Annotated in this window: 26 protein-coding genes; 13 read left to right on the top strand and 13 right to left on the bottom strand. The window is 59.9% G+C overall.

Going from position 1 to position 24,423, the window contains the following annotated elements:
- Positions 1–237: 237 nt before the first annotated feature.
- The gene (locus AC07XF_RS24720) at positions 238–564 is read right to left on the bottom strand and encodes a DUF2025 family protein (protein WP_495028570.1); all 327 of its coding nucleotides are present in this window, start codon (positions 562–564) and stop codon (positions 238–240) included.
- Between the two features lie 215 nt (positions 565–779).
- On the opposite strand from AC07XF_RS24720, the gene AC07XF_RS24715 reads away from it, so the two are divergent.
- Both AC07XF_RS24715 and AC07XF_RS24710 read left to right on the top strand, forming a co-directional pair.
- Positions 780–1,910, top strand: coding sequence for a glycerophosphodiester phosphodiesterase (locus tag AC07XF_RS24715; protein WP_495028569.1), 1,131 nt, complete (start codon positions 780–782; stop codon positions 1,908–1,910).
- Between the two features lie 249 nt (positions 1,911–2,159).
- Positions 2,160–2,465 carry a PepSY domain-containing protein gene (locus AC07XF_RS24710; protein ID WP_495028568.1) on the top strand — a complete coding sequence of 102 codons (306 nt, stop codon included), beginning with the start codon at positions 2,160–2,162 and terminating at the stop codon, positions 2,463–2,465.
- Positions 2,466–2,525: 60 nt separating this feature from the next.
- Here the strand turns inward: AC07XF_RS24710 and AC07XF_RS24705 are convergent, their stop codons facing one another.
- The gene (locus AC07XF_RS24705; protein ID WP_495028567.1) at positions 2,526–4,151 is read right to left on the bottom strand and encodes a methyl-accepting chemotaxis protein; all 1,626 of its coding nucleotides are present in this window, start codon (positions 4,149–4,151) and stop codon (positions 2,526–2,528) included.
- A 423-nt stretch (positions 4,152–4,574) separates the two neighbouring features.
- Here AC07XF_RS24705 and AC07XF_RS24700 point away from each other — a divergent pair, with 423 nt between their 5' ends.
- From AC07XF_RS24700 to AC07XF_RS24685, 4 genes are all read left to right on the top strand, one after another.
- Entirely contained in the window at positions 4,575–5,597 is a 1,023-nt protein-coding gene (locus AC07XF_RS24700; protein ID WP_008022830.1) for a transporter, read from the top strand.
- A 230-nt stretch (positions 5,598–5,827) separates the two neighbouring features.
- Entirely contained in the window at positions 5,828–7,441 is a 1,614-nt protein-coding gene (locus tag AC07XF_RS24695) for an inorganic phosphate transporter (RefSeq protein ID WP_495028566.1), read from the top strand.
- Positions 7,442–7,624: 183 nt separating this feature from the next.
- Positions 7,625–8,491: a hypothetical protein gene (locus tag AC07XF_RS24690; protein ID WP_495028565.1), complete on the top strand. Its 867-nt coding sequence runs from the start codon at positions 7,625–7,627 to the stop codon at positions 8,489–8,491.
- Positions 8,488–9,210 carry a TylF/MycF/NovP-related O-methyltransferase gene (locus AC07XF_RS24685; RefSeq protein ID WP_015096532.1) on the top strand — a complete coding sequence of 241 codons (723 nt, stop codon included), beginning with the start codon at positions 8,488–8,490 and terminating at the stop codon, positions 9,208–9,210. The genes AC07XF_RS24690 and AC07XF_RS24685 overlap by 4 nt, the downstream gene beginning before the upstream one ends.
- Before the next feature lie 119 nt (positions 9,211–9,329).
- Here the strand turns inward: AC07XF_RS24685 and AC07XF_RS24680 are convergent, their stop codons facing one another.
- Positions 9,330–10,226 carry a LysR family transcriptional regulator gene (locus AC07XF_RS24680; protein WP_495028564.1) on the bottom strand — a complete coding sequence of 299 codons (897 nt, stop codon included), beginning with the start codon at positions 10,224–10,226 and terminating at the stop codon, positions 9,330–9,332.
- Between the two features lie 122 nt (positions 10,227–10,348).
- Between AC07XF_RS24680 and AC07XF_RS24675 the strand changes: the two genes are divergently transcribed.
- Positions 10,349–11,107, top strand: coding sequence for an SDR family NAD(P)-dependent oxidoreductase (locus tag AC07XF_RS24675; RefSeq protein WP_495028563.1), 759 nt, complete (start codon positions 10,349–10,351; stop codon positions 11,105–11,107).
- A gap of 132 nt (positions 11,108–11,239) precedes the next feature.
- Here AC07XF_RS24675 and AC07XF_RS24670 read toward each other — a convergent pair whose 3' ends face one another.
- Complete coding sequence (locus AC07XF_RS24670; RefSeq protein WP_495028562.1) at positions 11,240–11,674, bottom strand: multidrug/biocide efflux PACE transporter; 435 nt, start codon at positions 11,672–11,674, stop codon at positions 11,240–11,242.
- Positions 11,675–11,764: 90 nt separating this feature from the next.
- Here AC07XF_RS24670 and AC07XF_RS24665 point away from each other — a divergent pair, with 90 nt between their 5' ends.
- Positions 11,765–12,619 carry a LysR family transcriptional regulator gene (locus AC07XF_RS24665; RefSeq protein ID WP_495028561.1) on the top strand — a complete coding sequence of 285 codons (855 nt, stop codon included), beginning with the start codon at positions 11,765–11,767 and terminating at the stop codon, positions 12,617–12,619.
- Positions 12,620–12,720: 101 nt separating this feature from the next.
- On the opposite strand, the gene AC07XF_RS24660 is transcribed toward AC07XF_RS24665, so the two are convergent.
- The 3 genes from AC07XF_RS24660 to AC07XF_RS24650 form a co-directional block, all read right to left on the bottom strand.
- The gene (locus tag AC07XF_RS24660; RefSeq protein ID WP_495028584.1) at positions 12,721–13,956 is read right to left on the bottom strand and encodes an RNA polymerase sigma factor; all 1,236 of its coding nucleotides are present in this window, start codon (positions 13,954–13,956) and stop codon (positions 12,721–12,723) included.
- 3 nt (positions 13,957–13,959) lie between these two features.
- On the bottom strand, positions 13,960–14,304 hold the full coding sequence (locus AC07XF_RS24655) for a YciI family protein (RefSeq protein ID WP_046042284.1): 345 nt from the start codon (positions 14,302–14,304) through the stop codon (positions 13,960–13,962).
- A gap of 66 nt (positions 14,305–14,370) precedes the next feature.
- Positions 14,371–14,796 carry a YybH family protein gene (locus tag AC07XF_RS24650; protein ID WP_085717123.1) on the bottom strand — a complete coding sequence of 142 codons (426 nt, stop codon included), beginning with the start codon at positions 14,794–14,796 and terminating at the stop codon, positions 14,371–14,373.
- 141 nt (positions 14,797–14,937) lie between these two features.
- Here AC07XF_RS24650 and AC07XF_RS24645 point away from each other — a divergent pair, with 141 nt between their 5' ends.
- A complete protein-coding gene (locus AC07XF_RS24645) occupies positions 14,938–15,423 on the top strand; it encodes a GNAT family N-acetyltransferase (protein WP_495028560.1) in 486 nt (161 codons plus the stop codon).
- A gap of 123 nt (positions 15,424–15,546) precedes the next feature.
- Here the strand turns inward: AC07XF_RS24645 and AC07XF_RS24640 are convergent, their stop codons facing one another.
- The 3 genes from AC07XF_RS24640 to AC07XF_RS24630 all read right to left on the bottom strand — a co-directional run bounded on the left by AC07XF_RS24640 (position 15,547) and on the right by AC07XF_RS24630 (position 17,348).
- Complete coding sequence (locus tag AC07XF_RS24640) at positions 15,547–16,035, bottom strand: GNAT family N-acetyltransferase (RefSeq protein WP_495028559.1); 489 nt, start codon at positions 16,033–16,035, stop codon at positions 15,547–15,549.
- Between the two features lie 98 nt (positions 16,036–16,133).
- On the bottom strand, positions 16,134–16,619 hold the full coding sequence (locus AC07XF_RS24635) for a GyrI-like domain-containing protein (protein ID WP_495028558.1): 486 nt from the start codon (positions 16,617–16,619) through the stop codon (positions 16,134–16,136).
- A gap of 66 nt (positions 16,620–16,685) precedes the next feature.
- On the bottom strand, positions 16,686–17,348 hold the full coding sequence (locus AC07XF_RS24630; RefSeq protein ID WP_056725914.1) for a LysE family translocator: 663 nt from the start codon (positions 17,346–17,348) through the stop codon (positions 16,686–16,688).
- A gap of 139 nt (positions 17,349–17,487) precedes the next feature.
- On the opposite strand from AC07XF_RS24630, the gene alaC reads away from it, so the two are divergent.
- Positions 17,488–18,705 carry an alanine transaminase gene (gene alaC / locus AC07XF_RS24625; protein ID WP_495028557.1) on the top strand — a complete coding sequence of 406 codons (1,218 nt, stop codon included), beginning with the start codon at positions 17,488–17,490 and terminating at the stop codon, positions 18,703–18,705.
- A gap of 235 nt (positions 18,706–18,940) precedes the next feature.
- Here the strand turns inward: alaC and AC07XF_RS24620 are convergent, their stop codons facing one another.
- Together AC07XF_RS24620 and AC07XF_RS24615 are read right to left on the bottom strand one after the other, a co-directional pair.
- The gene (locus tag AC07XF_RS24620) at positions 18,941–20,293 is read right to left on the bottom strand and encodes a GntP family permease (RefSeq protein ID WP_495028556.1); all 1,353 of its coding nucleotides are present in this window, start codon (positions 20,291–20,293) and stop codon (positions 18,941–18,943) included.
- 81 nt (positions 20,294–20,374) lie between these two features.
- Positions 20,375–20,908, bottom strand: a complete 534-nt coding sequence (locus AC07XF_RS24615) for a gluconokinase (protein WP_495028555.1) — start codon at positions 20,906–20,908, stop codon at positions 20,375–20,377.
- A gap of 214 nt (positions 20,909–21,122) precedes the next feature.
- Here AC07XF_RS24615 and gntR point away from each other — a divergent pair, with 214 nt between their 5' ends.
- The gene (gene gntR / locus AC07XF_RS24610) at positions 21,123–22,154 is read left to right on the top strand and encodes an HTH-type transcriptional regulator GntR (protein ID WP_495028554.1); all 1,032 of its coding nucleotides are present in this window, start codon (positions 21,123–21,125) and stop codon (positions 22,152–22,154) included.
- A gap of 95 nt (positions 22,155–22,249) precedes the next feature.
- Here gntR and AC07XF_RS24605 read toward each other — a convergent pair whose 3' ends face one another.
- Positions 22,250–22,498, bottom strand: coding sequence for a DUF6124 family protein (locus AC07XF_RS24605; RefSeq protein ID WP_495028553.1), 249 nt, complete (start codon positions 22,496–22,498; stop codon positions 22,250–22,252).
- 302 nt (positions 22,499–22,800) lie between these two features.
- Here AC07XF_RS24605 and AC07XF_RS24600 point away from each other — a divergent pair, with 302 nt between their 5' ends.
- Both AC07XF_RS24600 and AC07XF_RS24595 read left to right on the top strand, forming a co-directional pair.
- A complete protein-coding gene (locus tag AC07XF_RS24600) occupies positions 22,801–23,469 on the top strand; it encodes a hypothetical protein (RefSeq protein ID WP_495028552.1) in 669 nt (222 codons plus the stop codon).
- Between the two features lie 167 nt (positions 23,470–23,636).
- Positions 23,637–24,275 carry a glutathione S-transferase family protein gene (locus tag AC07XF_RS24595; protein WP_495028551.1) on the top strand — a complete coding sequence of 213 codons (639 nt, stop codon included), beginning with the start codon at positions 23,637–23,639 and terminating at the stop codon, positions 24,273–24,275.
- Positions 24,276–24,423: the final 148 nt, after the last annotated feature.

Genomic DNA, 24,423 nt, shown 5'->3' with positions numbered 1-24,423 from the left:
ATGCGGTGATATTTAGGCCGCCTTCGCGGGCAAGCCCGCTCCCACAGATTTCGTGTGCTGCCATCAATCCTTGTGGGTGCAGGGTTGAGCGGGATTACGGTTTCAGCCTGTAAATGATGCGGTGATATTTAGGCCGCCTTCGCGGGCAAGCCCGCTCCCACAGATTTCGTGTGCTGCCATCAATCCTTGTGGGAGCGGGCTTGCTCGCGAAGAGGCCAGAACAGTCACCGCTAGAACTCAACCCTGAACCAGGCTGCGAACCGCCGAAATCTCCGGCACGTCCCGCCGGTTCATGTACACCCGCAACGGCTCGGTGATATTGATCCGGTCATCGATGTTCTGGTCCAGCAGAAACTGGATCAATTCGCGTTTGAGCGTCATGGTCTGCCCGGGACCCGCGGCCCAGACGAATTCGCTGGTCGGGATGATGCCGTCGTCCGCCACGTCCATGCCGAACGAGTCTTCGCTGAAGCGAACGATGTAGTGGCCGGTCTTGCGGTTGAGGCCGACGAAGCCTTTGAGTTGGTCGGTAGCCTGGCAGATGAGCTGAGAAGTGATGCGCATGGTAAACCTCACGATAGATCGATGATTTACACACAGGGCCAGCGAATGGGTTTCCCTCTGCCGGGGAAGTTTGCGGAACCAAGCGTACTGCAAACAAGCGCACGAAAACGCTGACGAACATCAGCTTTAAACAGGTTTGTGTCGGTCTCGCGATAGCGCCTGCAATGATCAGTTGTTAAAAGGGACCGCACATTCATTGCGAAAGGATCTCGACCATGCCTGCAACGTTCACTAAAAACGCCTTGTTACTGAGCCTGTTGCTGAGCCTCGGCCTCGGCCAGGCACAGGCCGCCAGCGAACCTGCTCCCACGGCACTGGCAACCCGTTTGGGCATTCCGCACCCAGCGGTGATCGCCCACCGTGGCGCATCGTTCGATGCGCCGGAATCCACCGCCGCCGCCTACAAACTGGCCCGCGACCTGGGCGCCGATTATCTGGAAATGGATCTGCAGCGCAGCAAGGATGGCGTGCTGTTTGCCCTGCACGACAACAATCTGCAGCGCACCACCGACGTCGCCAGCAAATTCCCCGAGCGCAAGGACAGCCCGGCCAATGCGTTCACCATGGCCGAACTGAAAACCCTGGATGCGGGCAGCTGGTTCAATGCCGCGTACCCCGATCGCGCGCGTCCTGCCTTCGCTGGCCTGAAGATTCTGACCCTCGATGAAATCATCGACATCGCCGAGGGCAACTCGCAGCACAAGCCTGGCCTGTACATAGAGACCAAGGAGCCGAAGCAGTTTCCCGGCATCGAGCATGACCTGAAAGAGAAACTCCAGTCCCGCGGCTGGTTGAGCCCGGTGGATTCGCAATCGGCGAAAAACGAGCAGGCGGTCGGCCAGGGCCATGGCAAGGTGGTCCTGCAAACCTTCGAGAAGAGCAGCCTCGAGCTGCTGCAGAAGGAGATGCCGCAGGTGCCGAAAATCCTGCTGTTGTGGGTCGGTGAAGGCAGTATCGAACCCAAGTCCAAAGTGACCTTTGCCGAGTCCGGCGAAAAGGATAAAGCCGCGTACTACGCCAGACAGGAACCGAAAGACCACGCCGAATTCCAGCGCTGGGTCGACTACGCCAAGGCCCAGGGCGCCATCGGCACCGGCCCGTCCGCCGCACTGACCCAAGGTGGCGACCAGAGTTATTCGGACCTGGTGCAACCGTGGATGAACCAGTACACCCACGATCAGGGCCTGCTGGTGCACGTCTACACCATCGACGATGCGGTGGATTACCAGAAAGTCATGGACGCCGGTGTCGACGGCATCTTTACCAATCGCGCCAGCGAGTTGTTGAAGTTCTATAAACGCCCGGCGGCGAGCGTGGCACAGGTGCTACAGAACAACGGATATTGATCCAGAATTGCGCAAAACCTTGTGGGAGCGTGGCTTGCCCGCGAAGACGCCATCGGCTTCAACATCAACGTTGACTGACACTCCGCATTCGCGAGCAAGCCCGCTCCCACAGGTTATGTATTTGTGTTTGTATGTTCGGGCACAGTCCAGCAGGGATTGATGCAAGACATGTAGAGGGTTTTAAGGGTGGATTAAGTTACACGGGCTAGCCTGATCCCACTTGAAAAGATCGCCCAAGGAAAGAAGCCCATGAAGACCCTGACTGCTTTGTTTACCGCTGCAACCCTGACCCTCACCGCGGGCCTGGCCCAGGCCGATGTCCGGGTCGATGAGATTCCGCAACTGGTCAAGGACGGCAAGATCAAGCCGCTGGAGGATCTGAACAAGATCGCGCTGGATCTGCATCCGGGTGCAACGATCACCAAAACCGAACTGGATAACCACTTCAACGGTTACGAGTACGAAATCGAACTGCGTGACGCCAAGAACATCGAATGGGACGTGGACATCGATGCCTCCAACGGCAAGGTCCTGAAAAACAAACAGGACACTTAATCCTGAAACGCACAAAAGCCGCACGATTGAGAAGTCGTGCGGCTTTTGTGCATCCTGGATTCAAGCGCTCAGGCGCGCCGTCACCTCGTTCAACTGCCCCGACAAACCGTGCAGGTTATTGCTTGCCGCTTCAGTGCGCTGCACGTTGTCCAGGTTGGTGCTGGCAATGCTGGTGATCTCGGTGAGGTTGCGCGAGATGTCTTCGGCCACCGAGGTTTGCTCTTCGGCAGCGGTGGCGATCTGGCGGTTCATGTCGCGAATGGCTTCCACGGCCAGGGTGATGCGTTCAAGCATGGCACCGGCCTGGGTCACTTGTTCGACACTTTGCTCGCTGCGCGCCTGACCGCTTTCAATCGCCTGGGCCGCTTCGATTGCACCGGTCTGTACGGTCTGGATAATCTGGTTGATTTCGATGATCGACGCCGCCGTGCGCTGGGCCAGGCTGCGCACTTCATCGGCCACCACCGCGAAACCGCGTCCGGCCTCGCCGGCACGGGCCGCTTCGATGGCCGCGTTGAGCGCCAGCAGGTTGGTCTGTTCGGCGATGCCGCGAATCACTTCCAGGACCTTGCCGATGCGCCCGCTGTCGGTTTCCAGTTGGCGGATGACCGTGGCGGTGTTGGCGATTTCGCCGCGCATCTGGGTGATGGTGTGGATGGTGCCCTGCATGACTTTTTCGCCCTGCTGGGCAGACTGGTCGGCATCGTCGGCGGCCCGCGCCGCTTCGGCGGCATGACGGGCGACTTCCTGTGCGGTAGCGGACATTTCGTTCATCGCCGTGGCCACCTGGTCGGTGCGGTTGAACTGCTCGTTGGTACCGCCAGCCATCACGGTGGCAATCGAGTTCAACTCACCGCTGGCGTTGTCCAGATCCGACGCGCTGCGCTGCAAACGGCTGAAGGTTTCAGCGAGGAAATCGCGCAGGGTGTTGGCGGCCATCGCCAGTTTGCCCAACTCGTCCTGACGGGTGCTGGCCACGCGCTCGGCAAAACGGCCCTGGCTGAGTTGCGCCACGTATTCGATCAGTTTGCGGATCGGCTCGACCAGGTTGCGGTTGACCAGCCACAGGCTCAGCAGGCCGATCAGCAGCCCCGAAACCAGCATCACAACAAGCCCCAGCAACACTGTGCGATCGGCACTGGCACTGATCAATGTCGATTGCTCGGCGCCCTGCTTGCGTAGCTCGCTGACCAGCTCGCTCATTTGATCGCTGGTCGCGCGGTCCACACCCTTGACCGCCGTGTCGCCCGCCGTCGGATCGCCACCCGCTGCCACGAACGCGTCCCGGCCCTTCTGATACGCCGCGCCCAACTGGCGATGCTCGTCACGCAAGCGCTCGATGCGGCTCTTGAGTTGTGGCTCGATGCCCTTCTGCCCGGCCAGTTCGCCGAGGATGTTTTGCACATCGCGCTGACGGTCTTCGAATTGCCCCCAGTACTTGCTCAGGTCCGCCGGTTGCTTGCCACGCAACAGGACGTTTTTCCACTCCTGCACCTGCACCTTGAATTGCAGGTTGGCTTCATCGATCAATTGCGAGGTATGCAGCGGGCCTTCGATCAGCTTGGCGTAGCTCTGCACGCCGCTGGACAGGAAGTGAAAGCACGCCAGGGCGATCAACAGCATCGCCAGCAGGCTGCCGCTCAGCAGGGCGAGAATTTGCGCTCTCAGGGACTTTTGCAAAAGCATCGGATGGTACTCATGACAGGAATGAGGCACGCCCCGGTAAGGCGTGGAAGGTGTCCGGACATCCCTGTCTGCGATCACGGCCGAGGCCTGCGGCGCGCAACTTAACCCAAGCGTGATCGGCGTGCCAGAGCAGTTCTTGAGAGAATTCCGACCGCCGGTAGAGCAATTTTTTGGCGTTATTTACCTGTCACAAAAACGTCATCCCTGCTTGCGATGATGCCGCTCAAGTGAACCTGTAAACCAGCCATAACGTGTCCTGTAGCAGCTGGCGAAGCCTGCGTTCGGCTGCGCAGCAGTCGTCAACTTGAACACGCGGTCTTCCAATGGAAATGCATTGCCTGATTTCACGACTGCTGCGCAGCCGAACGCAGGCTTCGCCAGCTGCTACACAAGAGCGGTAGAGCCCTCCCCTTGCGAGTCCTCATGAACCACAGCATCGATCAAAGCCATCGCGACACGGATCTGTTCGGCCTGCTTTACGGTTTCAGCTTTCGCCCCGGCGAGGCCGGTCGGGAAATCAATTCCGCCGAGGCCTTGCAGTACCTGCAACAACCGGAAAGCGACGAGCAATTTCTCTGGCTGCACCTGAACCTCGCCCATGCCGCGTGCGAACGCTGGATGAAGAGTCATCTGGAATTGCCCGAGGAATTTTTCGAAGCGCTGCACGAAGGCTCGCGCTCGACGCGCATTGAGCATGTCGATTCGGCGCTGCTCGCGGTGGTCAACGACGTGGTGTTCAACCTCAGCAACATGGTGTCGTCGGATGTCTCGACGCTGTGGGTGTGCGCCCGCAGCCGGCTGATCATCAGCGCCCGCCTGCAACCGCTGCACTCGGTGGACAAACTGCGCTCCTCGGTGAAGGCCCGGGAATGCTTTCGCTCCCCGCTGGAGCTGCTGGTGCACTTGCTGCGCGACCAGGGTGAAGTGCTGACCCAGATCGTGCGCAAGACCAGCCAGAGTGTGGATCAGATCGAAGATGAATTGCTCTCTTCGCGCCTGTCGACCAACCGCGCGGAACTGGGCGCCAATCGTCGGGTGCTGGTGCGTTTGCAACGGCTGCTGGCGCTGGAGCCGGGCTCGTTGCTGCGCCTGCTCAACCGGCCGCCGCAATGGCTGCAAAAGGAAGACGTGAAGGAGCTGCGCAAATCCACCGAGGAGTTTGCGCTGATCATCAACGACCTCACGGCGCTGGGTGAGCGGATCAAGCTGTTGCAGGAAGAGATCGCCGCCAACATCAACGAACAGACCAACCGCACGCTGTTCACCCTGACGGTGGTGACGGTGCTGGCGCTGCCGATCAACATCATCGCCGGTTTTTTCGGCATGAACGTCGGCGGCATTCCGCTGGCCGGTGATCCGGAAGGTTTCTGGATCCTGGTGGCGCTGGTCGCGACCTTTACCGTGATTGCCGGGCGCTGGGCGTTTCGCAAGCAGCAGGATTATTGAACATCCCAGCAACTCTGTAGGAGCGAGCTTGCTCGCGATGAGGTCAGTTCATCCAACATAAATGTTGGCTGTCAGGACGCTATCGCGAGCAAGCTCGCTCCTACAGGGTTAAGTGTTCGACTTCAGATCAGTGGGCTGCGAAATACCCAAACACTGATCCAAAGCAGTCTCCCTGTAACAATTGGCAACGATTATCACTGATACTCCTTCCCTCCTCAGGAATGTCCGTGATGGCTACCCCCTCCTTCACCGCCGCCCCGGCGCCCGCCGGTAGCGCCAAACCGCAATTCGACAAAAAACCCGGTCTGCTCACCATCGTGGTGTTTTTTGCCGTGCTGGCCATCGGCTTGTTGTTCACCGCTTACAGCCTGATGCACGACATGAACGAACTCGGCACGGTGGTGACCACCTGGACGCCGTTTCTACTGCTCGGCGTGGCACTGCTGATCGCCCTGGGTTTTGAGTTCGTCAACGGCTTCCATGACACTGCCAACGCGGTGGCCACGGTGATTTACACCAACTCGCTGCCGCCAAACGTCGCGGTGGTCTGGTCCGGCTTTTTCAACTTCCTCGGGGTGCTGCTGTCCAGCGGCGCGGTGGCGTTCGGCATTATCGCCCTGCTACCGGTGGAGCTGATCCTGCAAGTCGGCTCGTCCGCCGGTTTCGCGATGATCTTCGCCCTGTTGATCGCTGCGATCCTGTGGAACCTCGGCACCTGGTGGCTGGGGCTGCCGGCGTCGTCATCGCACACCCTGATCGGCTCGATCATCGGTGTCGGCGTGGCCAACGCCCTGATGCACGGCCGCGACGGCACCAGCGGTGTGGACTGGGCCCAGGCCACCAAGATCGGTTATGCGCTGCTGCTTTCGCCACTGGTCGGCTTTGGCTGCGCCGCGCTGCTGTTACTGGCCCTGCGCGCTTTCGTGAAGAATCGTGCGCTGTATAAGGAGCCAAAGGGCGAGACCCCGCCGCCATGGTGGATTCGCGGCCTGCTGATCGTGACCTGCACCGGCGTGTCGTTTGCCCACGGTTCGAACGACGGCCAGAAAGGCATGGGCCTGATCATGCTGATTCTGGTGGGAACGCTGCCAATGGCTTACGCACTGAACCGCACCATGCCGGCTGATCAAGCGTTGCAGTTCGCGGCAGTCGCCGAAGTGACCCAGCAAGCACTGGTCAAGGCGGCTCCCCTGCCGGCCCCGGCCGACCCGCGCGCGGTGCTGTCCGAATACGTGCGCAGCAAGGAAGCGACCCCGCAACTGGTGCCGGCACTGGCTGCGCTGACCGGTAGCATCGGCGCCCAGGTCAAGGGTTATGGCTCGCTGTCGAAAGTCCCGGCCGAGGCCGTGGGCAACGTGCGTAACGACATGTATTTGAGCAGCGAAACCATTCGCCTGATGGACAAAAACAAGGTCGGCAATTTCGACGCCGACACCAACGGCAAGCTGCAATTGTTCAAGCAACAGATCGACAACTCCACGCGCTTCATTCCGTTGTGGGTGAAGATCGCCGTGGCCATCGCCCTGGGCCTGGGCACCATGGTCGGCTGGAAGCGCATCGTGGTGACCGTCGGCGAGAAAATCGGCAAGACCCACCTGACATACGCCCAGGGCGCCTCGGCAGAAACCGTGGCGATGCTGACCATCGGCGCCGCAGACATGTTCGGCCTGCCCGTGTCGACTACTCACGTGCTGTCCTCGGGCGTGGCCGGGACCATGGTTGCCAACGGCGGCGGCTTGCAGATGAAGACCATCCGCAACCTGCTGATGGCCTGGGTGCTGACCTTGCCGGCGGCGATCCTGTTGTCGGGCAGCTTGTACTGGTTGTTCACTCAATTGTTCTGAGGCGCTACCGCTTCGCCCCGATCCCGGCCGCTAACGCGCCGGGATTTTTCATTTCAGCTCCAGACATTTTTTCGTGTATTCAGAGGTTTATGCGCTTATTGATGCACCACACGTCCGACAGCCCTTCAGTTTGTTGCCGTGGTGCCGACTCATAAGAGACTCGATGTATTCAGGAGAGGAACCGTGAATCTGTACATCAATCAGCTGCAACAGAAAGCTGACTTCAAAGAAGCCATTTATGCGGGCGATATTTTCCTGAACACGCAGTTGCGCGCCGCCAAAGAACTCTGTGCATTCGCACAGGAAAGCATTACCGCCGCGTTCGACGGGGAAACCAACCACCAGGCGCTGCATACGCTGATGCCGGTGGAAGAATTCGTGGTGCTGGTAACGCGCCTCAAAGGCCAGTTCACCAACAGTCAACGCGCCAAGGACCTGATCCTTTCGTTTATCGACGAGATCGGTGTCGATCCTCGCGAATACATTTTCGACGTGCCACGCATTCGCGTAGTGCCCAACTATGACTACCTGCACGCGGGTGTCAGCTACGCCTACAAACCGCATCGCGACACGTGGTACGGCAGTGTCGATTGTCAGATCAACACCTGGATGCCGGTGCACACCATCAGCCCCGACCAGACCATGATGATCAATGCCGGCTACTTCGATGTGCCGGTGAAGAACACCTCCAGCCAATGGAGCCTCAACGACTGGATCAACAACCAGCGGCACAAGGCCAAGGACAACCTCAAAGAGGAGGTCCGCGTGCATCCGGTGCCACTGGAAGAGATCAACACCGCGTCTGAATTACGCATCGCCGGCAATACCGGTGAGATGCTGATTTTCTCCGGTTCGCACCTGCACGGCACCGTCGCCAACCACACCGACCGCACCCGCTTCAGCGTGGATTTCCGCCTGATGCACCTCGATGATCTCAAGCACAACCGTGGCGCGATCAACGTCGACAGTGCCTGTCCTGACGTCGGTGCCGGTTTCAAAGACTACTTCCACGCCCACGACTTTTCGAATTTCCAGGGAATCCAGCAATGACCAAGCGTCGCATCACGCCCGCCGAGGCCCAGTACAACGAAACCCGTACCAATGTCCTGAAACGGGTCGATGCCGAATACGTGGCCGACGCTCCGTTCGTCTTCGCCAACCGCATTGGCGTGACCGCCGCGCTGTCGCGCATGGAGCTGTTCAAGAAAGTCGCAGAAGTGCCGGGCGCCATCATTGAGTGCGGCGTGTACAAGGGCAACTCGTTGATGCTCTACATGCACCTGTCGATGATTCTCGAGCCGTATGCAATCAACCGCTCGATCGTGGGTTTCGACACCTTCGAAGGCTTCCAGAGCATCGACAAGAAAGAAGACCCGGCCGACGTCAACGAGACCATGTTCTCCGACACCGACCAGTCGCTGATCCAGGACATGATCGACGCCAACGACCTGTTGCGCCCGGTCAATCGCATCCCGCGTTGCGAGCTGGTCAAGGGCGACATCGTCAAGACCGTGCCGGAGTGGGTCAAGACCCGCCCGGACCTGGTCGTGGCCATGCTGATCCTCGACACCGACCTGTACGAATCGACCAAAGTCGCGTTGGAAACCTTCCTGCCGTACATGCCCAAAGGCGCGATCGTGGTGCTCGACGAAGTCGCCTACCGCAACTTCCCGGGCGAAACCAAGGCCCTGCGTGAAGTGCTCGACCTGAACAAGATCGAACTCAAGCGTTTGCCGTTCGATTCGTGCGTGGGTTACTTCCACGTCTGATCCAAACTGCAAAAACCTGTGGGAGCGGGCTTGCTCGCGAAAGCGGTGTGTCATGCAGCAATGATGTTGACTGACACGCCGCATTCGCGAGCAAGCCCGCTCCCACAAATGGGCCGGTTTCAGACTTCTGAGCGGATCACCTCTCCCAGCCAGTCCATGAACGCCCTGACCCGCAACGGTAAGTGCCGCTGCCGGGCATACAGCAGCGATGCCTCCATGGACGGCGCGTTGAACTGCGGCAACACCTCCACCAATTCGCCGCCTTGCAGGTATTGGTGCATGCCCATCCTCGGCGCCTGAATCAGGCCGAAACCACCCAGGCACGCGGCCTCATAGGCATCGGTACTGTTGACCGTGATACTGCCGGCCATTGGCAGTCGCTGCACCTGCCCCTTGTCGACATACACAAACCCTTCCGAACGCCCGCCCAGTACGCCGACGTAGTGCACCAGCCGATGCTGCGCCAGATCTTCCAGCCGCCCGGGCACGCCATAGCGCTGCAAATACGCCGGGCTGGCGCAATTGACCATGGTGAAGTCACACAGGTGTCGCGCCACCACCGATTGATCCGGCTGGGCGCCAATGCGCAGCACGCAATCGAACCCTTCGGCGAGCAGATCGACCCGGCGGTCGGTGCTGCTGATTTCCAGTTCAAGCAGCGGGTGCCGCGCCATGAACTCCGGCAAGCGAGGCATCACCACCCGGCGGGCCAGAATGTTCGGCAGGTCGATGCGAACCCGCCCGACCAGCGACGCCTCGTCCTGACGAAACAATCCCTCGATTTCGTCCATATGCGACAGCAGATCCTTGCTGCGCTCGTACAACACCAGGCCATCCTGGGTCGCCTGCACCTTGCGCGTGGTGCGTTGCAACAACCGTGTTCCGAGCAATGCCTCCAGGGCCTGCACATGCTCGGACACCGTTGATCGAGGCAGGCCCAGGCTTTCTCCGGCCAAGGTGAAACTCGACATCTCGCTGACACGGACAAAGGTGCGCAACAGTTCCAGTTTGTTCATCAGCCTGCTCATTGATTGTTCGTGTTATCCGATCAGTGATTTCGGTTTCACTCTGTTTATCACCCCTATGCGGATAAATAAACTTCCTCACATCAACCGCCCACTGCACTTGAGGAAGTCCCATGAACCGTAAAATCGCACTGATCACCGGCGCCAGCCGCGGCCTCGGCAAAAACGCAGCCCTGCACCTGGTCGCCCAAGGCATCGACATCATCGGCACCTACAACAGTCGCGCCGATGAGGCGCAGGCACTGGTGGCCGAAATTGAAGGCCTGGGCGGTCGCGCCGCCATGTTGCAACTGGACGTTGCCCGGAGCGAGCATTTCGGCGCCTTCGGCAGCGAAGTCGCGAAGGTCCTGCAGAGCCACTTCGGGCGCGAGCGCTTCGACTTTCTGGTCAACAACGCCGGGATCGGCCTGCACGCCAACTTCGTCGACACCACCGTCGAGCAGTTCGACCAGTTGGTGAACATCCAATTCAAGGGGCCATTTTTCCTCACGCAGACCTTGTTGCCATTGCTCAATGACGGCGGCCGCATCGTCAACATTTCCAGTGGCCTGACCCGTTTCAGCCTGCCGGGCCACAGCGCCTACGCGGCGATGAAAGGTGCGATGGAAGTGTTGACCCGCTACCAGGCCAAGGAACTCGGCGCGCGCAACATCGCGGTGAATATCCTCGCACCCGGCGCGATCGAAACCGATTTCGGCGGTGGCGCCGTGCGCGACAACCCCGGGTTGAACACGCTGGTGGCGAACAACACCGCCCTGGGTCGCGCCGGTTTGCCGGATGACATCGGCGCCGCGATTGCACTGCTGCTCGCGCCGGGCAGCCAGTGGATCAATGGCCAGCGTATCGAGGCGTCGGGGGGGATGTTTTTGTAAACCGAATAACGACGGCTGTTTGAAAACCCTGTGGCGAGGGAGCTTGCTCCCGTTCGACTGCGAAGCAGTCGCAAAGATTGGGACCGCTTCGCGGTCCAGCGGGAGCAAGCTCCCTCGCCACAAAAACGGTATTTAGCAAACCTCGCGAGTCATCAACACCCGCTCCCGAACCACGTCATACCCCCAGTGGTAGACATAGGTGTACGGCAGGAAGAACAGCAACACACCAATATCCAGCAGGAACGCCTGCCACAGGCTGACACTCAGCCACCAGGCAATCAGCGGCACGCCGAGGGCGACCAGTCCGCCTTCGAACAACAAGGCATGCACGACGCGAACCCAGGCGTTGTGTGCGATGGCGAAGCGCTTGAGCAGCCGGTCGAACATCCCGTTGAAGACCACGTTCCAGGCGAGGGCCAGAGCGGCGATGAGGACGGTGACCGTACCCATTTCCAGCATCGGTTTCTGCATGATCCAGGCCAGCAACGGGGTACAGATCAGGATGGCCAGCAGTTCAAAACCGATGGCTTGGAAAATACGTTCAGTAATGGACTTGTTGGCGCTCATGGCCAGACTCCCTTGAGTGACTGTGGTTGCCATGATCCGTCATCACGTCGATACTTCATAACCAATAACCATCGATCAAGGCGATAGTTCATGGCGTCTCACGAAGTGTTGCTGGCGTTCGTCGAAGCGGCGACCCAAGGCTCGTTTTCCGCCGCGGCGCGCAAGCTGGGCCGCAGTCAGTCAACCATCAGCGCGGCAGTGGCCAGCCTGGAAATCGATCTGAACCTGACGCTGTTCGACCGCAGCAGCCGCAAACCCGGACTGACCCCGGCCGGGCACGTCATGCTGCAACGGGCCGAAGACATCCTGGCCGCCACCAGTCGCCTGGAAATGACCGCCCGCCAACTGTCCCAAGGGGTGGAAGCGAAACTGACGGTGGCGCTGTCCGATACCTATCAGTCGGACCGCTTCGAAGCGTCACTCAGCGCCTTCGAGCAGCGTTACCCCGACCTTGAACTCGAATGCCTGATCGCCGAATGCGATGACCTGGTGTCGCTGGTGCAAAGCGGCCGGGCGCACATTGCCTTCGCCGAAATGCAGGACAGCTACCCGCCGGACCTGGTCAGCTCGACAGTGGACGAGCGCACGGAAATCGCCTTGTTCGTTTCCCCGGCACACCCGTTGGCGACGCTGGACTACGTCGATCAAGACGTACTGCAGCAGCACCGTGAGCTGCGTCTGGCCACCATCATCAATCCCTATGAAAGTCGGGCGAAGGGCCGCGTCTGGTCGGCGCCGAGTTATCTGATGCTGCTGGAAATGGCTCAGGGTGGATTTGGCTGGGCGCCATTGCCGCGATGGCTGGTCGAGCGGTTCGGACCCGGCACGCTGCAGGAACTGGTAGTACGCGGCTGGCCGAAAACGGTGTCGGTGGATGCGCTGTGGTCGCGGCTGAATCCCCCGGGGCCGGCGGGCAGCTGGTTGCTGGGCAAGATGCTGGAATAGCGGCGCGGCCATTCGCGAGCAAGCCCGCTCCCACAGGGATTGATGGTGTACTCGATACCTGTGGGAGCGGGCTTGCTCGCGAAGAGGCCCGCAAGGTCACATCAACCTAACGCTTGCAACCGCGCCTCGATAAACCGCCGCTCCGGCTCTTGCCGGGTCAACGCCAGTGCCCGTTCCCACGCCGCCCGCGCCTCTTGCTTGCGGCCCAGTTGCCGACAAAATTCCGCCCGCGCCGAATGTGCCAGGTGGTAATCCAGCAGTTCGCCCCGTGCCAGGATGGCGTCGACCAATGTCAGCCCCGCCAGCGGTCCATCCCGTTGCGAAATCGCCGCCGCACGATTCAGCTCGATCACCGGTGACGGCACCACCCGCAGCAGTACGTCATACAGACCGACAATCTGTGGCCAATCGGTTTGCTCCGCCGTCGGGGCTTCGGCGTGCACCGCCGCAATGGCCGCTTGCAGACAATACGGTCCGAATCGTCCCATGGTCAGCGCCCGTTCGATCAGCGTGCAGCCTTCGCTGATCAACCCGGCGTCCCACAGCGAACGGTCCTGCTCGTCCAGCACAATCAGCTCGCCGCTCGCGGAAGTCCTGGCCGGGCGCCGCGACTCGTGCAGCAGCATCAACGCCAGCAAGCCCATCACCTCAGGCTCAGGCAATAGTTCCACCAGTAACCGACCGAGACGAATCGCTTCGCGGGTCAGTTCCTCGCGGATCAGTTCGCCCCCGATGGACGCCGAGTAACCCTCGTTGAACACCAGATAAATCACCCGCAATACGCTGTCCAGGCGCTCGGGCAACTCAGCGAGCGTCGGCACTTGATAAGGGATTTTCGCGTCGCGGATCTTCGCTTTGGCACGCACGATGCGCTGGGCGATGGTGGCCGGGGCCGAGAGAAAGGCCCGGGCGATTTCTTCCGTGGTCAGGTCGCAGACTTCCCGCAGCGTCAGCGGCACTTGCGCGTCTGCCGCCAGGGCCGGGTGGCAGCACGTGAAGATCAGCCGCAGGCGATCGTCTTCCACGTCTTCAACACTCCAGTCTGCCTGTTCCAGCTCTTCCAGTTGCGCGATCAGCAAAGGCTGCGAAGCGGCAAAACGCGCACGCCGGCGCAAGGCATCGATGGCCTTGAAGCGCCCGGTGGACACCAGCCAGGCCCGCGGATTGTCCGGCACGCCATCACGCTGCCAACGTTCGACCGCAATGAAAAACGCCTCGTGCAAGGCTTCTTCGGCGAGGTCGAAATCCCCGAGCAGGCGGATCAAGGTCGCGAGGATTCGCCGCGAATCCTCGCGATAGACCTGCTCGACCCGTGTCTTGACCTCTGCGTGCACCATCACTCAGGGATTCAACTGGCGCACGGGGCGCACTTCGACGCTGCCGACCCGCGCTGCCGGAATGTTCCCGGCGACCTGAATGGCCTCGTTGAGGTCGCGGGCATCGATCAGGTAGAAGCCGGCCAGTTGCTCCTTGGTTTCGGCGAACGGACCGTCAGTGATCGACATCTTGCCGTTGCGCATGCGCACGGTGGTGGCGGTCTGCACCGATTCCAGCGCCTCGGCAGCGACCATCCGACCACTGCCCTGAATCGACTCGGCATAGGCCATGCACTCTTCGTCCTTCGGGCTTTCCGGTAGCGAATGCAGCAGGTGCTCATCGCTGTAGACCAGGCATAAGTACTTCATCACGCTCTCCTTATCGAACGATCAACTATGGTCGCTGATTGGCATTCCGGCTCGGCTTCCCGACGATCAGGGCTTGAGGTCAAACAGCGTCGCGCCGCTGGTCATGTCGAACGGCGCCGACCAATGTTCGTGGACAATCTGCCACAGCCCGGCTTCCTGCCGATAGCAGGCGGTGACGCGCATCCAGCAGGACTGGGTTTCGCCCTTGTCGTTGGTCCCACCGCAATTTGCCAGCCAGTGAGCGAACGCAATTTCCTGGGACGGCTCGATGGTGATTTCGTGGAATTCGAAGATGTGCGGGCCGGGGCACATTTCCATGCAAGCCTGCCAATGCGCGCGATACGCCGGCTTGCCTTTGAATTGCAGGGCCTTGACCGCGTCGAAGGAGACGATGTCATCGGCGTACAGGGCCATGACTTTTTCAATGTCCTTGGCCTTGACCGCCTGACGATAGTTTTCGATGAGGTTCTGGATCTGGGTTTGCGAGTTCATGGTGGTTCTCCGTGGTTTTTATAGTGAAGACACCCTTAGTCGTCCGGCGATCCGGCAAATCGACAGAAGAAATAAAAATAATCCAAACGGCCAGAATCGCTATTATCCAAGACTCATTTATGTAGGAAAAAGGACACTCCCGTGACAGCCCGACTCGCGCCTTATGAAAGCCTGAATGCGCTGCAGTGCCAACAGGTCGAGGCCATCGAAGTGCATCCGGAGCAAATCAGGTTCTCCGGTGATATCCACGGTGCGCTGCACACCCTGCTGTCCCGGCCCGGACCCGGTGTCAAGGGCTTCGCCTTGCTGGCCGAGGATGTTCCCGTCGCGTTCCTGCTGCTCAAGCGCCCGCCGGTGTTGCCAGCCTGGGCCGATGAACACAGCGCCACCCTGCATGCACTGCAGGTCGATCAGCACGCCCAGGGCAAGGGCTACGGCAAGGCCTGCCTGCAAGCGCTGCCCGAGGCGGCGCGCCTGACCTGGCCGGAAATCAGAGGGCTGGAGCTGTCGGTGGATGCCGACAACGAGGCCGCCATCGCCCTGTACGAAAGGTTTGGCTTTGTCGACAGTGGCGAGGCGTACAAGGGCCGGATCGGCTATGAGCGGCGGATGGGCCTGACCTTTTGAGGTGACCCTATTCAAATGTGGGAGCGGGCTTGCTCGCGAAGACGGAGTGTCAGCCAACGATGATGTCGACTGACAGAGCGCTTTCGCGAGCAAGCCCGCTCCCACAGGGGATCTCCAACAGTCTTACAGCTTCAAAATCATCTCATGCCACGCCATGCCGCCATGGTCGGACGCCGAGGGTTTGACGTAGGCAAAGCCGAACCCGGCGTACAACGGAATATGCCGTTCCTTACACATCAGGTTGATGCTGACCTTGCCCATCACGCGCATGCGTTCGATGAATTCGCCCATCAAAAGCTTGGCCAGGCCCTGCCCCTGATAATCCGGGTGCACCACCACCGACATGATCACCACGTGCGGCCCGGCCGGGTCGTGGCCGATCAGTTCCTTGAACGCCTCGTCTGACATTTCCACCTGGAACGCCGCACCGGAATTGATGAAACCGGCGACGACCCCATCCACCTCAGCGACGATAAAACCCTCGGGCCAGGTGGCGATGCGGGTGGCGATCTTCTCGCGGGTAGCAGCTTCGTCACCTTCATAGGCAACGGTTTCGATGGCAAAGCAACGGTCCAGATCGGCAGGGGTGACGTTGCGGATGACAGTGTTCATGGCGGCTCGGGATCAGCGTGGGAAAGGCTGGGGATGATAAATCAGCCGCCGTGGGACAGCGAGAGACGAATCGGCTGATCCGCCTCCCGACACACCTCTCACGCTTTGATCGGTATCCAGATCTCCAGCTTGCCGGTATTGAGCTTCGGGTTGAAGTCTTCGCTGTAGCGTTCGAACTCCGGGGCGTCCAGCGCCTGGTGCCCGGACTGTGGCAGCCAGGTGTCGAAGATGTAGCGAAAGGTCTGCGGCAAGGTGTCCAGCGACCCCTTGTGCTCGAACACCGCGTAATACTGGGGCTGCACTTCAACCCAGCGATAGGTTTCCGGCAAGTCGTCGAGTTTGCTGATCTCGACGCCAGCGATGTAATCGAAGCCGCCCTTGCCGTCGAAATTGCAGCAGACGCCGTAGGTGACTTCGCCTTTTTGCCCCGGAATACGGCCCAGATGCGGATTGAGTTTCTCCCAGAGCTCGGGAATGCCTTGGGTGGTTTGCTGGGTGAATCGCCCCCCCAGCCCTGCAATCAGCAGGAAATGCCCGTGTTCGAAGCGCGGTTGCGTCAGTTCGACGCGTGCTAACTCATCCATGACTCGACTCCTGACACATAAAATGGGTTCGGCTGGGAGTATAGAAGCCAAACCCGATTCGCCCAATTACAGCGCGTGCAATTGCTCGACAGCAGCGGCACCGACGAACTCGTTATAGCCAGATAGAATCACGTAGACCGCGAAATAGCAGAAGATCGCGGCCGATGCCATGTAGGAATAACGCAGCAGCTTGTCGCCCAGCAACTTGCCGCCATGGCTCGCGGCAAAACACAGCCCGGCCGACCACAGCAAACCGGCGCACAGGAAGCCACCGAGAAACAGTGCCGAACTGAGCGGGCCACCGCCACCGGAACGGGCGATCAGGGTGCCGCCAACTGCCGCGAACCAGAGAATGGCGCTGGGCGATGACATGGCGAGAAAAATTCCGCGGAAGAACTCCTTGCGGTGGGAGTTGTTCCCGACCTCCGCCGTCTCGGCCAGCAGCGCCTCGTGGTGGATCGCCGAATAAATCATCTTCGCCGCGAAGTACACCAGCAGCGCCGAGCCACCAATCCACAACACCCAACGCACGGTTTCGTACTGCAGCAACACGGTCATGCCAGCCAGTGCCAGCACCGCGTAGATCAGATCGCCGACACAGGTCCCGAGCCCCAGCGCAAAGCCCTGGAAATAGCCGCGTTGCATGGCCAGAGTGATCATCGCGATGTTGGCCACGCCGATATCCAGGCACAGCGAAAGGCTCAGCAAGAAGCCGCTGGTAAATTCCATCGAACCCTATCCTTCGGAAAAATTTGTTTACTTTGAGGCTGGACAGTCTGCCACAGCTGCCCGTACATTCCGCCACAGGTCACCGCAGTGACCAGCGTCGCTCGGACGGTTCCGGGCGCTTACGTTATCCGAGGCAACAATGGCCGAACAAGGTTCGCCGCGCCGCTTTGCGCGCATCGATCGACTCCCCCCTTACGTTTTCAACATCACCGCCGAGCTGAAGATGGCCGCCCGTCGTCGTGGCGAAGACATCATCGACTTGAGCATGGGCAACCCCGACGGCGCCACGCCGCCGCACATTGTCGAAAAACTCGTCACGGTAGCCCAGCGCGAAGACACCCACGGTTACTCCACCTCCAAGGGCATTCCGCGGCTGCGCCGGGCGATTTCCAACTGGTACAAGGAACGCTACGAGGTCGACATCGACCCGGAAAACGAAGCCATTGTCACCATCGGTTCCAAGGAAGGCCTGGCACACTTGATGCTGGCCACCCTGGATCAGGGCGACACCGTACTGGTGCCCAACCCGAGCTACCCGATTCACATTTACGGTGCCGTGATTGCCGGCGCCCAGGTGCGGTCGGTGCCGCTGGTGCCGGGTGTGGATTTCTTCGCTGAACTGGAACGCGCCATTCGCGGCTCGATCCCGAAACCGAAGATGATGATCCTCGGCTTCCCGTCCAACCCGACCGCGCAGTGCGTGGAGCTGGATTTCTTCGAGCGCGTCATCGCCCTCGCCAAGCAGTATGACGTGCTGGTGGTGCACGACCTGGCCTACGCCGACATCGTCTACGACGGCTGGAAAGCCCCGTCGATCATGCAGGTGCCCGGGGCCAAGGACATTGCGGTGGAGTTTTTCACCCTGTCCAAGAGCTACAACATGGCGGGCTGGCGCATTGGCTTCATGGTCGGCAACCCGGAACTGGTCAACGCCCTGGCGCGGATCAAGAGCTACCACGACTACGGCACTTTCACCCCGCTGCAAGTGGCGGCGATTGCGGCGCTGGAAGGCGATCAGCAATGCGTGCGCGACATCGCCGAGCAGTACCGGCAGCGGCGCAACGTGCTGGTCAAGGGCCTGCATGAACTGGGCTGGATGGTGGAAAACCCGAAAGCCTCGATGTACGTCTGGGCGAAGATTCCCGAGGCCTACGCGCACCTTGGCTCGCTGGAGTTCGCCAAGAAACTGCTGGCCGAGGCCAAGGTGTGTGTCTCGCCGGGCGTCGGGTTTGGTGAATATGGCGATGATCATGTGCGCTTTGCGCTGATCGAAAACCAGGACCGGATTCGTCAGGCCGTGCGCGGAATTCGCGGGATGTTCCGGGCGGATGGGTTGGCACCGAAAACCAACGCCTGACACAAAAAACTGTGGCAACAACACTCCTGTGGCGAGGGAGCTTGCTCCCGCTGGGCTGCGAAGCGGCCCCCATAACCGGGCACCACATTTCTCCAGTGAGTTTGCGGTTGACGGGTTTACGACTGCTTCGCAGCCGAGCGGGAGCAAGCTCCCTCGCCACACAAATGCATCTACTGATAGAGATCAGCCACAAAAAAACCGCATCGCTGCGGTTTTTTTGTGTCTTGCGTTCGCTTTAAACGAACAGCGACAACAATAGGATAAAGCCCAGGCCGACCACGGAGAGGATGGTTTCCATCGCGGTCCAGGTCTTGAACGTTTCAGCCACGGTCATGTTGAAGTACTGCTTCACCAGCCAGAAACCGGCGTCGTTAACGTGGGACAGGATCAACGAACCGGCACCAGTGGCCAGCACCAGCAGCTCACGGTTCACACCCGGAATCATCCCCACCACCGGCACCACGATGCCTGCGCCGGTAATGGTCGCCACGGTCGCCGAACCGGTGGCAATACGGATCACCGCCGCCACCAGCCATGCCAGCAGGATCGGCGAAATCTGCGCATTCACCGCCATGTGGCCGATCACGTCACCCACGCCGCTGGTCACCAGCATCTGCTTGAAGCCACCGCCGGCACCGATGATCAGAATGATCGCGGCGGTCGGCGCCAGGCTGGCGTCGAGCAGTTTCAGAATCTGGTTGGAACCGATGCCCTGCTTGTGGCCGAAGGTGTACAGCGACAGCAGCAACGCCAACAACAGCGCCGAGATCGGGTGGCCGATCAAGTCCATGAAGGTGCGGAAGAAGTTACCGTCCGGCAGCACTACGTCGGCAAAGGTCTTGAGCAGCATCAGGAACACCGGCAGCAGCACGGTGACCAGGGTAATGCTGAAACTCGGCAGCTCTTTGGCATCGGGCTCGCGGGCCAGTTGATCCACCAGTTCCTGGTTGGCATGACCGGGAATGTATTTGGAAATGAACGTGCCGTAGATCGGGCCGGCAATGATAGCCGTCGGCAGCGCGACGATCAGGCCGTACAGAATGGTTTTGCCGATGTCGGCACCGAACACACCGATGGCCAGCAACGGGCCCGGGTGCGGTGGTACCAGGCCGTGTACCGCAGACAGACCGGCCAGCAGCGGGATACCAATCTTGATGATCGACACGCCGGTGCGGCGAGCCACGATGAACACCAGCGGAATCAGCAACACGAAGCCGATTTCGAAGAACAGCGGAATACCGACCAGGAACGCCGCGAACATCATCGCCCACTGCACCTTTTCCTTGCCGAATGCGCGAATCAGGGTCTGGGCGATCTGATCCGCTCCGCCCGATTCGGCCATCATTTTGCCGAGCATGGTGCCCAGGGCGAGGATGATGCCGACAAAGCCGAGCACGCCACCGAAGCCATCCTGGAACGCCTTGATGACGGTGCCAATCGGCATGCCGGAGGTCAGCCCGAGGAAAGCGGCGGCAATGATCAGGGCAATGAACGGGTGGAACTTGAACTTGGTGATCAGGACGATAAGCCCGACCACCGTGACCACTGCATCGAGCAGCAGGAACGTCTCGTGGGACATGCCAAACATTAGGGGTGTCTCCTGGTTGTTGTTGTTATTAAAGCGGGTTAATCAGAGGCCGTAAGGACAGCGCTGTCTTTGCAATCACATTCATACCGCCTGTTTCAGGCCGTTTGCCTGCCACCAAACATGAGCCTGGGCTGCCAGTTGTTCGACGCTATGGGTCGAAGCATCCAGCGCCAGGGTCAACGGCTCGCCCACGGGCGATTCGAGGGTGGCGAACTGGCTGTCGATCAGGGTCGACGGCATGAAGTGGCCCGGCCGATGGGAGACGCGGTCGGCGGCCACTTCAGGGGTCAGCTCAAGGAACACGAAGCCCAGGCCCGGCAAGGCACTGCGCAGGCGTTCGCGGTAGATGTGTTTGAGGGCCGAACAGGTCAGCACCGGGCGCTCGCCTTGGGCATCGACACGGCGCAATTCATCGCACAGGCTGTCGAGCCAGCCGGCACGGTCTTCATCGTTCAGGGGGATCCCCGCGCTCATCTTTTCGATATTGGCGGCAGGGTGGAAAGAGTCGCCTTCAATGGCCGTGGCGCCGCTCAGTTGGCACAGGGCCTCGCTGACGCACGTCTTGCCGCAACCGGCAACGCCCATGATGACCAGGGCGGTGATGGGATGATTCATGTAACACCTCAGCGCGCAGACAGCGCTACCTTTGCCAGTATGACACTAGACCAAAAGCAGAAGTTGCCGACGCCTTTCTTGTCATTTTGTGGGTTGCAGCAGGTTAGGTCCCAACACCAAAAAGCGAGGATCAGGCGAACCCTCGCTCACGCATTTGCAGCTGCATCGAGACAGCGCTACCTTAGTGCCTTGAATTTTGTTTGGCAAGCCGTCGATGAACACAACCAAGAACGATAAAAATACCCGCACCACTGGCCGCCCTACCCTGAACGAAGTTGCCCGACTGGCCGGCGTCAGCCCGATCACCGCCTCCCGCGCCCTGCGTGGCGTCAGCACGGTGGCCACCGAACTGGTGGAAAAAGTCCAGAAAGCGGCGCTGGAACTCAACTATGTGGTCAACCCCGCCGCCCGCGCCCTGGCCTCGGCCCAGAGCCATTCAGTCGTGGTGCTGGTGCCGTCGCTGTCCAACCTGCTGTTCATCGACACCCTGGAAGCCATCCACCAGGTTTTGCGCCCCAAGGGCTTCGAAGTACTGATCGGCAACTACCACTATTCGCGCGATGAAGAAGAAAACCTGCTGCGCAACTACATGGCGTATCAGCCTCGCGGTTTGTTGCTGACCGGTTTCGATCGCACCGAAAGTTCGCGACGAATGATCGAAGCCAGCAACATCCCCTGTGTGTACATGATGGAACTGGACAGCGCCGCCGGGCTCAATTGCGTTGGTTTTTCGCAACTGGCGGCCGGAGAAACGGCAGCCGAACACTTGCTGTCTCGTGGTCGCAAGCGCTTGGCCTACATCGGCGCCCAACTGGACCAGCGTACTTTGCTGCGCGGCGAAGGTTTCCGCAAAGCCCTGCAAAAAGCCGGGTTGTATGACCCGGACCTGGAAGTGCTGACGCCGCGATCGTCATCTGTCGGCCTGGGCGGCGAACTGTTCCTGCAACTGCTCGCCAGCCATCCCGATGTCGATGCGATCTTCTTCGGCAACGACGACCTGGCCCAGGGCGCCCTGCTCGAAGCCTTGCGCTGCGGGATCAGGATTCCCGAGCAGGTGGCGATCCTCGGTTTCAACGATTTGCCCATGTCAGAACACATGGTCCCGCGTCTGAGCAGCATCAACACCCCACGTGAGGCCATCGGCCGTCGCGCGGCAGAACAGATGCTGACGCTGATGGCCGGCAATACCGTGGCCAGGCCGGTGCAAGACATGGGGTTTGAGTTGAAGGTGCGGGAGAGTACCTGATGTGGCGAGCAGGCTCGCTGAACACACTGTTGTGTAGCAGCTGGCGAAGCCTGCGTCCGGCTGCTACAGACCGCGTTTCGTTACAGGTTCCGCGATTAATCCTGCGGATCAAGGTTATCCAGCACTCGATTCACCGCCAGTTCGGCCAGCATGATGATCTGTGCAATCGCCAATGCCGTGTTGCGCTGGCTGCCTTCCAGAAACGTAGCAAAGTCATTGGTCATGACGCTCGCCGAGGCCAGTGATTCGCAGGCATGCGCCAATAGCGTTTCGTTATTGATGTCTGGAGCGATGAAGAACATTGGACTGGGATTACGCGGGGGGTTGGGCGTGGGTTTGAACATGGCAATACTCCTAGAGTAGTGGAGCTGCCACGATTCGCTGCTAGACGAAAATAAGGTGGCAGCCATGCGCGGGCTAGCAGACCAGGACTCTAGAACCCGGTAGACCCGAAGGTCTTCCCGCGCACAGCCGCCATAACATGAACTGACAGGCATAAAAATCACCTGTTCACGAGTGGTGGACGCTATGCGCCTAAAGTATCCAGGCTGCTAGACCCGATCGCTGAATTTGCAGCGACACGGAACGATAGAGTCCGGATACCAGGCGCACAAGTCGGCGGATTCTGGCGTAGTTGTAGGCAAGGGTGCAAGAAACCGTAATCTGTGGAGCTCATCCGAAGCCGATTACCTTCAGACCATTCCTACACAACATTCCAGGACTGTTTATCCGCATTTCGAAACATCTTTTACCCTCCGCGACCCGAGAAGCGAGTGCAGAATCCGCAAACTTTTTTCTCGCGGATATTCCTATGCGCAATGCGATTTTCCTGACCGGCGTGCTGACCCTCTTGCTCGGCCAAACGATTCAGGCACAAGCCTCGGAGCCGAACGACTGGACGCAGTTTCTGAGCGATCCTCGTTTCATGCCGGCAATCAAAAATTGCCTGGCCGCGCACCCGAAAGCCGAGGGGCCAGCCGTTGTCATGAACGTTTGGCATGGCCTGGAAGTAGTCGGGGTCATGACAACCGACCTGAGCGGACGCAGAAACAGCTGTTTCGCCCCCAAGGACACGGGTGTTGTAAGCGAGTCCCGGACGGTGTTTGATCTGCCCGGACCGCTGTTTGTGTCAGTGGATCAAGCCAAAGTGGCGCCCAAGGGTGAGTGCATTGAATCAACTCCGGTGTACATCGACCAACGGCTTCAGGGCTGGATTCTCAGGCAACCTGTTCTCAATCAGCAAATCCCCAGTGCCTGTTCGACCCCGATCTGGACTGACCTGTTGCCGGCCAACCAGGCTCGGCCAAGTGCCTGAAGTCCAATCAAGAGCCTCCGTCAAGGCATTACCACGCGGAGCGTGGGAACGATCAAGGCGTCCAGGCGACCGGATTTCAACTAACCTTTTAAAGCAACGTATGTCGCTCTGTGGCACGCACACTGCTAGATTCCCGTAGCGCACCAATTCGCTAACGGAGTAGCTCAATGGAACATGCACTGAAGATTCTGGGTAAAGCCTCGTCGATCAACGTCCGCAAGGTTTTGTGGACTTGCGAGGAGCTGGGCATTGCCTACGAACGCGAGGACTGGGGCAGCGGTTTTGCCTCGACCCACAGCCCGGAGTTCCTGCGGTTCAATCCCAACGCGCAGGTGCCGGTGATCATCGATGAAGCCGGGGTGTTATGGGAGTCCAATACCATCTGCCGCTACCTGGTCGGCAAACACCATCACCATCATACCGAGCTGCTGCCTGCCGAACCGGCCGCCCGTGCCCGGGTGGAGCAGTGGATGGATTGGCAAGCCACTGAGCTCAATCCGTCCTGGAGCTATGCGTTCATGGCACTGGTGCGCAAGGACCCGGAATTCCAGGACCCGCATCGCCTCGACGTCGGCATCCGCGGCTGGAACCAGAAGATGGGCATCCTCGAACATCAACTCGCAACCACCAAGGCCTATGTCGCCGGACCGCGGTTTACCCTGGCCGACATCGTCATCGGCCTGTCCGTCAACCGCTGGCTGATGACTCCGATCGAGCGTCCGGACTACCCCGCCGTCGATGAGTATTTCAAACGTCTGGCACAACACCCCGGTTTCCTGAAGCATTGCTGCAACGGTTTGCCTTGAACCAGTCAGTTAAGCAATTTCAGCCGCGACACCCTTTGTAGCAGCTGCCGAGCCCGCGAGGCTGCGTTCGACTGCGAAGCAGTCGTGAGTCCAGCTGACGCGGCCTGCCTGACGTACCGCAATGACTGATTTTACGACTGCTTCGCAG

This window comes from Pseudomonas sp. GW821-FHT01C01, assembly GCF_059422645.1.
This window is presented reverse-complemented; position numbering and strand designations above follow the sequence as displayed.

What these genes read in the sequence shown, in the direction of transcription:
- AC07XF_RS24720 (WP_495028570.1), bottom strand. Translation starts at nt 564, where the DNA reads ATGCGCATCACTTCTCAGCTCATCTGCCAGGCTACCGACCAACTCAAA.
- AC07XF_RS24715 (WP_495028569.1), top strand. Translation starts at nt 780, where the DNA reads ATGCCTGCAACGTTCACTAAAAACGCCTTGTTACTGAGCCTGTTGCTG.
- AC07XF_RS24710 (WP_495028568.1), top strand. Translation starts at nt 2,160, where the DNA reads ATGAAGACCCTGACTGCTTTGTTTACCGCTGCAACCCTGACCCTCACC.
- AC07XF_RS24705 (WP_495028567.1), bottom strand. Translation starts at nt 4,151, where the DNA reads ATGCTTTTGCAAAAGTCCCTGAGAGCGCAAATTCTCGCCCTGCTGAGC.
- AC07XF_RS24700 (WP_008022830.1), top strand. Translation starts at nt 4,575, where the DNA reads ATGAACCACAGCATCGATCAAAGCCATCGCGACACGGATCTGTTCGGC.
- AC07XF_RS24695 (WP_495028566.1), top strand. Translation starts at nt 5,828, where the DNA reads ATGGCTACCCCCTCCTTCACCGCCGCCCCGGCGCCCGCCGGTAGCGCC.
- AC07XF_RS24685 (WP_015096532.1), top strand. Translation starts at nt 8,488, where the DNA reads ATGACCAAGCGTCGCATCACGCCCGCCGAGGCCCAGTACAACGAAACC.
- AC07XF_RS24680 (WP_495028564.1), bottom strand. Translation starts at nt 10,226, where the DNA reads ATGAACAAACTGGAACTGTTGCGCACCTTTGTCCGTGTCAGCGAGATG.
- AC07XF_RS24675 (WP_495028563.1), top strand. Translation starts at nt 10,349, where the DNA reads ATGAACCGTAAAATCGCACTGATCACCGGCGCCAGCCGCGGCCTCGGC.
- AC07XF_RS24670 (WP_495028562.1), bottom strand. Translation starts at nt 11,674, where the DNA reads ATGAGCGCCAACAAGTCCATTACTGAACGTATTTTCCAAGCCATCGGT.
- AC07XF_RS24665 (WP_495028561.1), top strand. Translation starts at nt 11,765, where the DNA reads ATGGCGTCTCACGAAGTGTTGCTGGCGTTCGTCGAAGCGGCGACCCAA.
- AC07XF_RS24660 (WP_495028584.1), bottom strand. Translation starts at nt 13,956, where the DNA reads ATGGTGCACGCAGAGGTCAAGACACGGGTCGAGCAGGTCTATCGCGAG.
- AC07XF_RS24655 (WP_046042284.1), bottom strand. Translation starts at nt 14,304, where the DNA reads ATGAAGTACTTATGCCTGGTCTACAGCGATGAGCACCTGCTGCATTCG.
- AC07XF_RS24650 (WP_085717123.1), bottom strand. Translation starts at nt 14,796, where the DNA reads ATGAACTCGCAAACCCAGATCCAGAACCTCATCGAAAACTATCGTCAG.
- AC07XF_RS24640 (WP_495028559.1), bottom strand. Translation starts at nt 16,035, where the DNA reads ATGAACACTGTCATCCGCAACGTCACCCCTGCCGATCTGGACCGTTGC.
- AC07XF_RS24635 (WP_495028558.1), bottom strand. Translation starts at nt 16,619, where the DNA reads ATGGATGAGTTAGCACGCGTCGAACTGACGCAACCGCGCTTCGAACAC.
- AC07XF_RS24630 (WP_056725914.1), bottom strand. Translation starts at nt 17,348, where the DNA reads ATGGAATTTACCAGCGGCTTCTTGCTGAGCCTTTCGCTGTGCCTGGAT.
- alaC (WP_495028557.1), top strand. Translation starts at nt 17,488, where the DNA reads ATGGCCGAACAAGGTTCGCCGCGCCGCTTTGCGCGCATCGATCGACTC.
- AC07XF_RS24620 (WP_495028556.1), bottom strand. Translation starts at nt 20,293, where the DNA reads ATGTTTGGCATGTCCCACGAGACGTTCCTGCTGCTCGATGCAGTGGTC.
- AC07XF_RS24615 (WP_495028555.1), bottom strand. Translation starts at nt 20,908, where the DNA reads ATGAATCATCCCATCACCGCCCTGGTCATCATGGGCGTTGCCGGTTGC.
- gntR (WP_495028554.1), top strand. Translation starts at nt 21,123, where the DNA reads ATGAACACAACCAAGAACGATAAAAATACCCGCACCACTGGCCGCCCT.
- AC07XF_RS24605 (WP_495028553.1), bottom strand. Translation starts at nt 22,498, where the DNA reads ATGTTCAAACCCACGCCCAACCCCCCGCGTAATCCCAGTCCAATGTTC.
- AC07XF_RS24595 (WP_495028551.1), top strand. Translation starts at nt 23,637, where the DNA reads ATGGAACATGCACTGAAGATTCTGGGTAAAGCCTCGTCGATCAACGTC.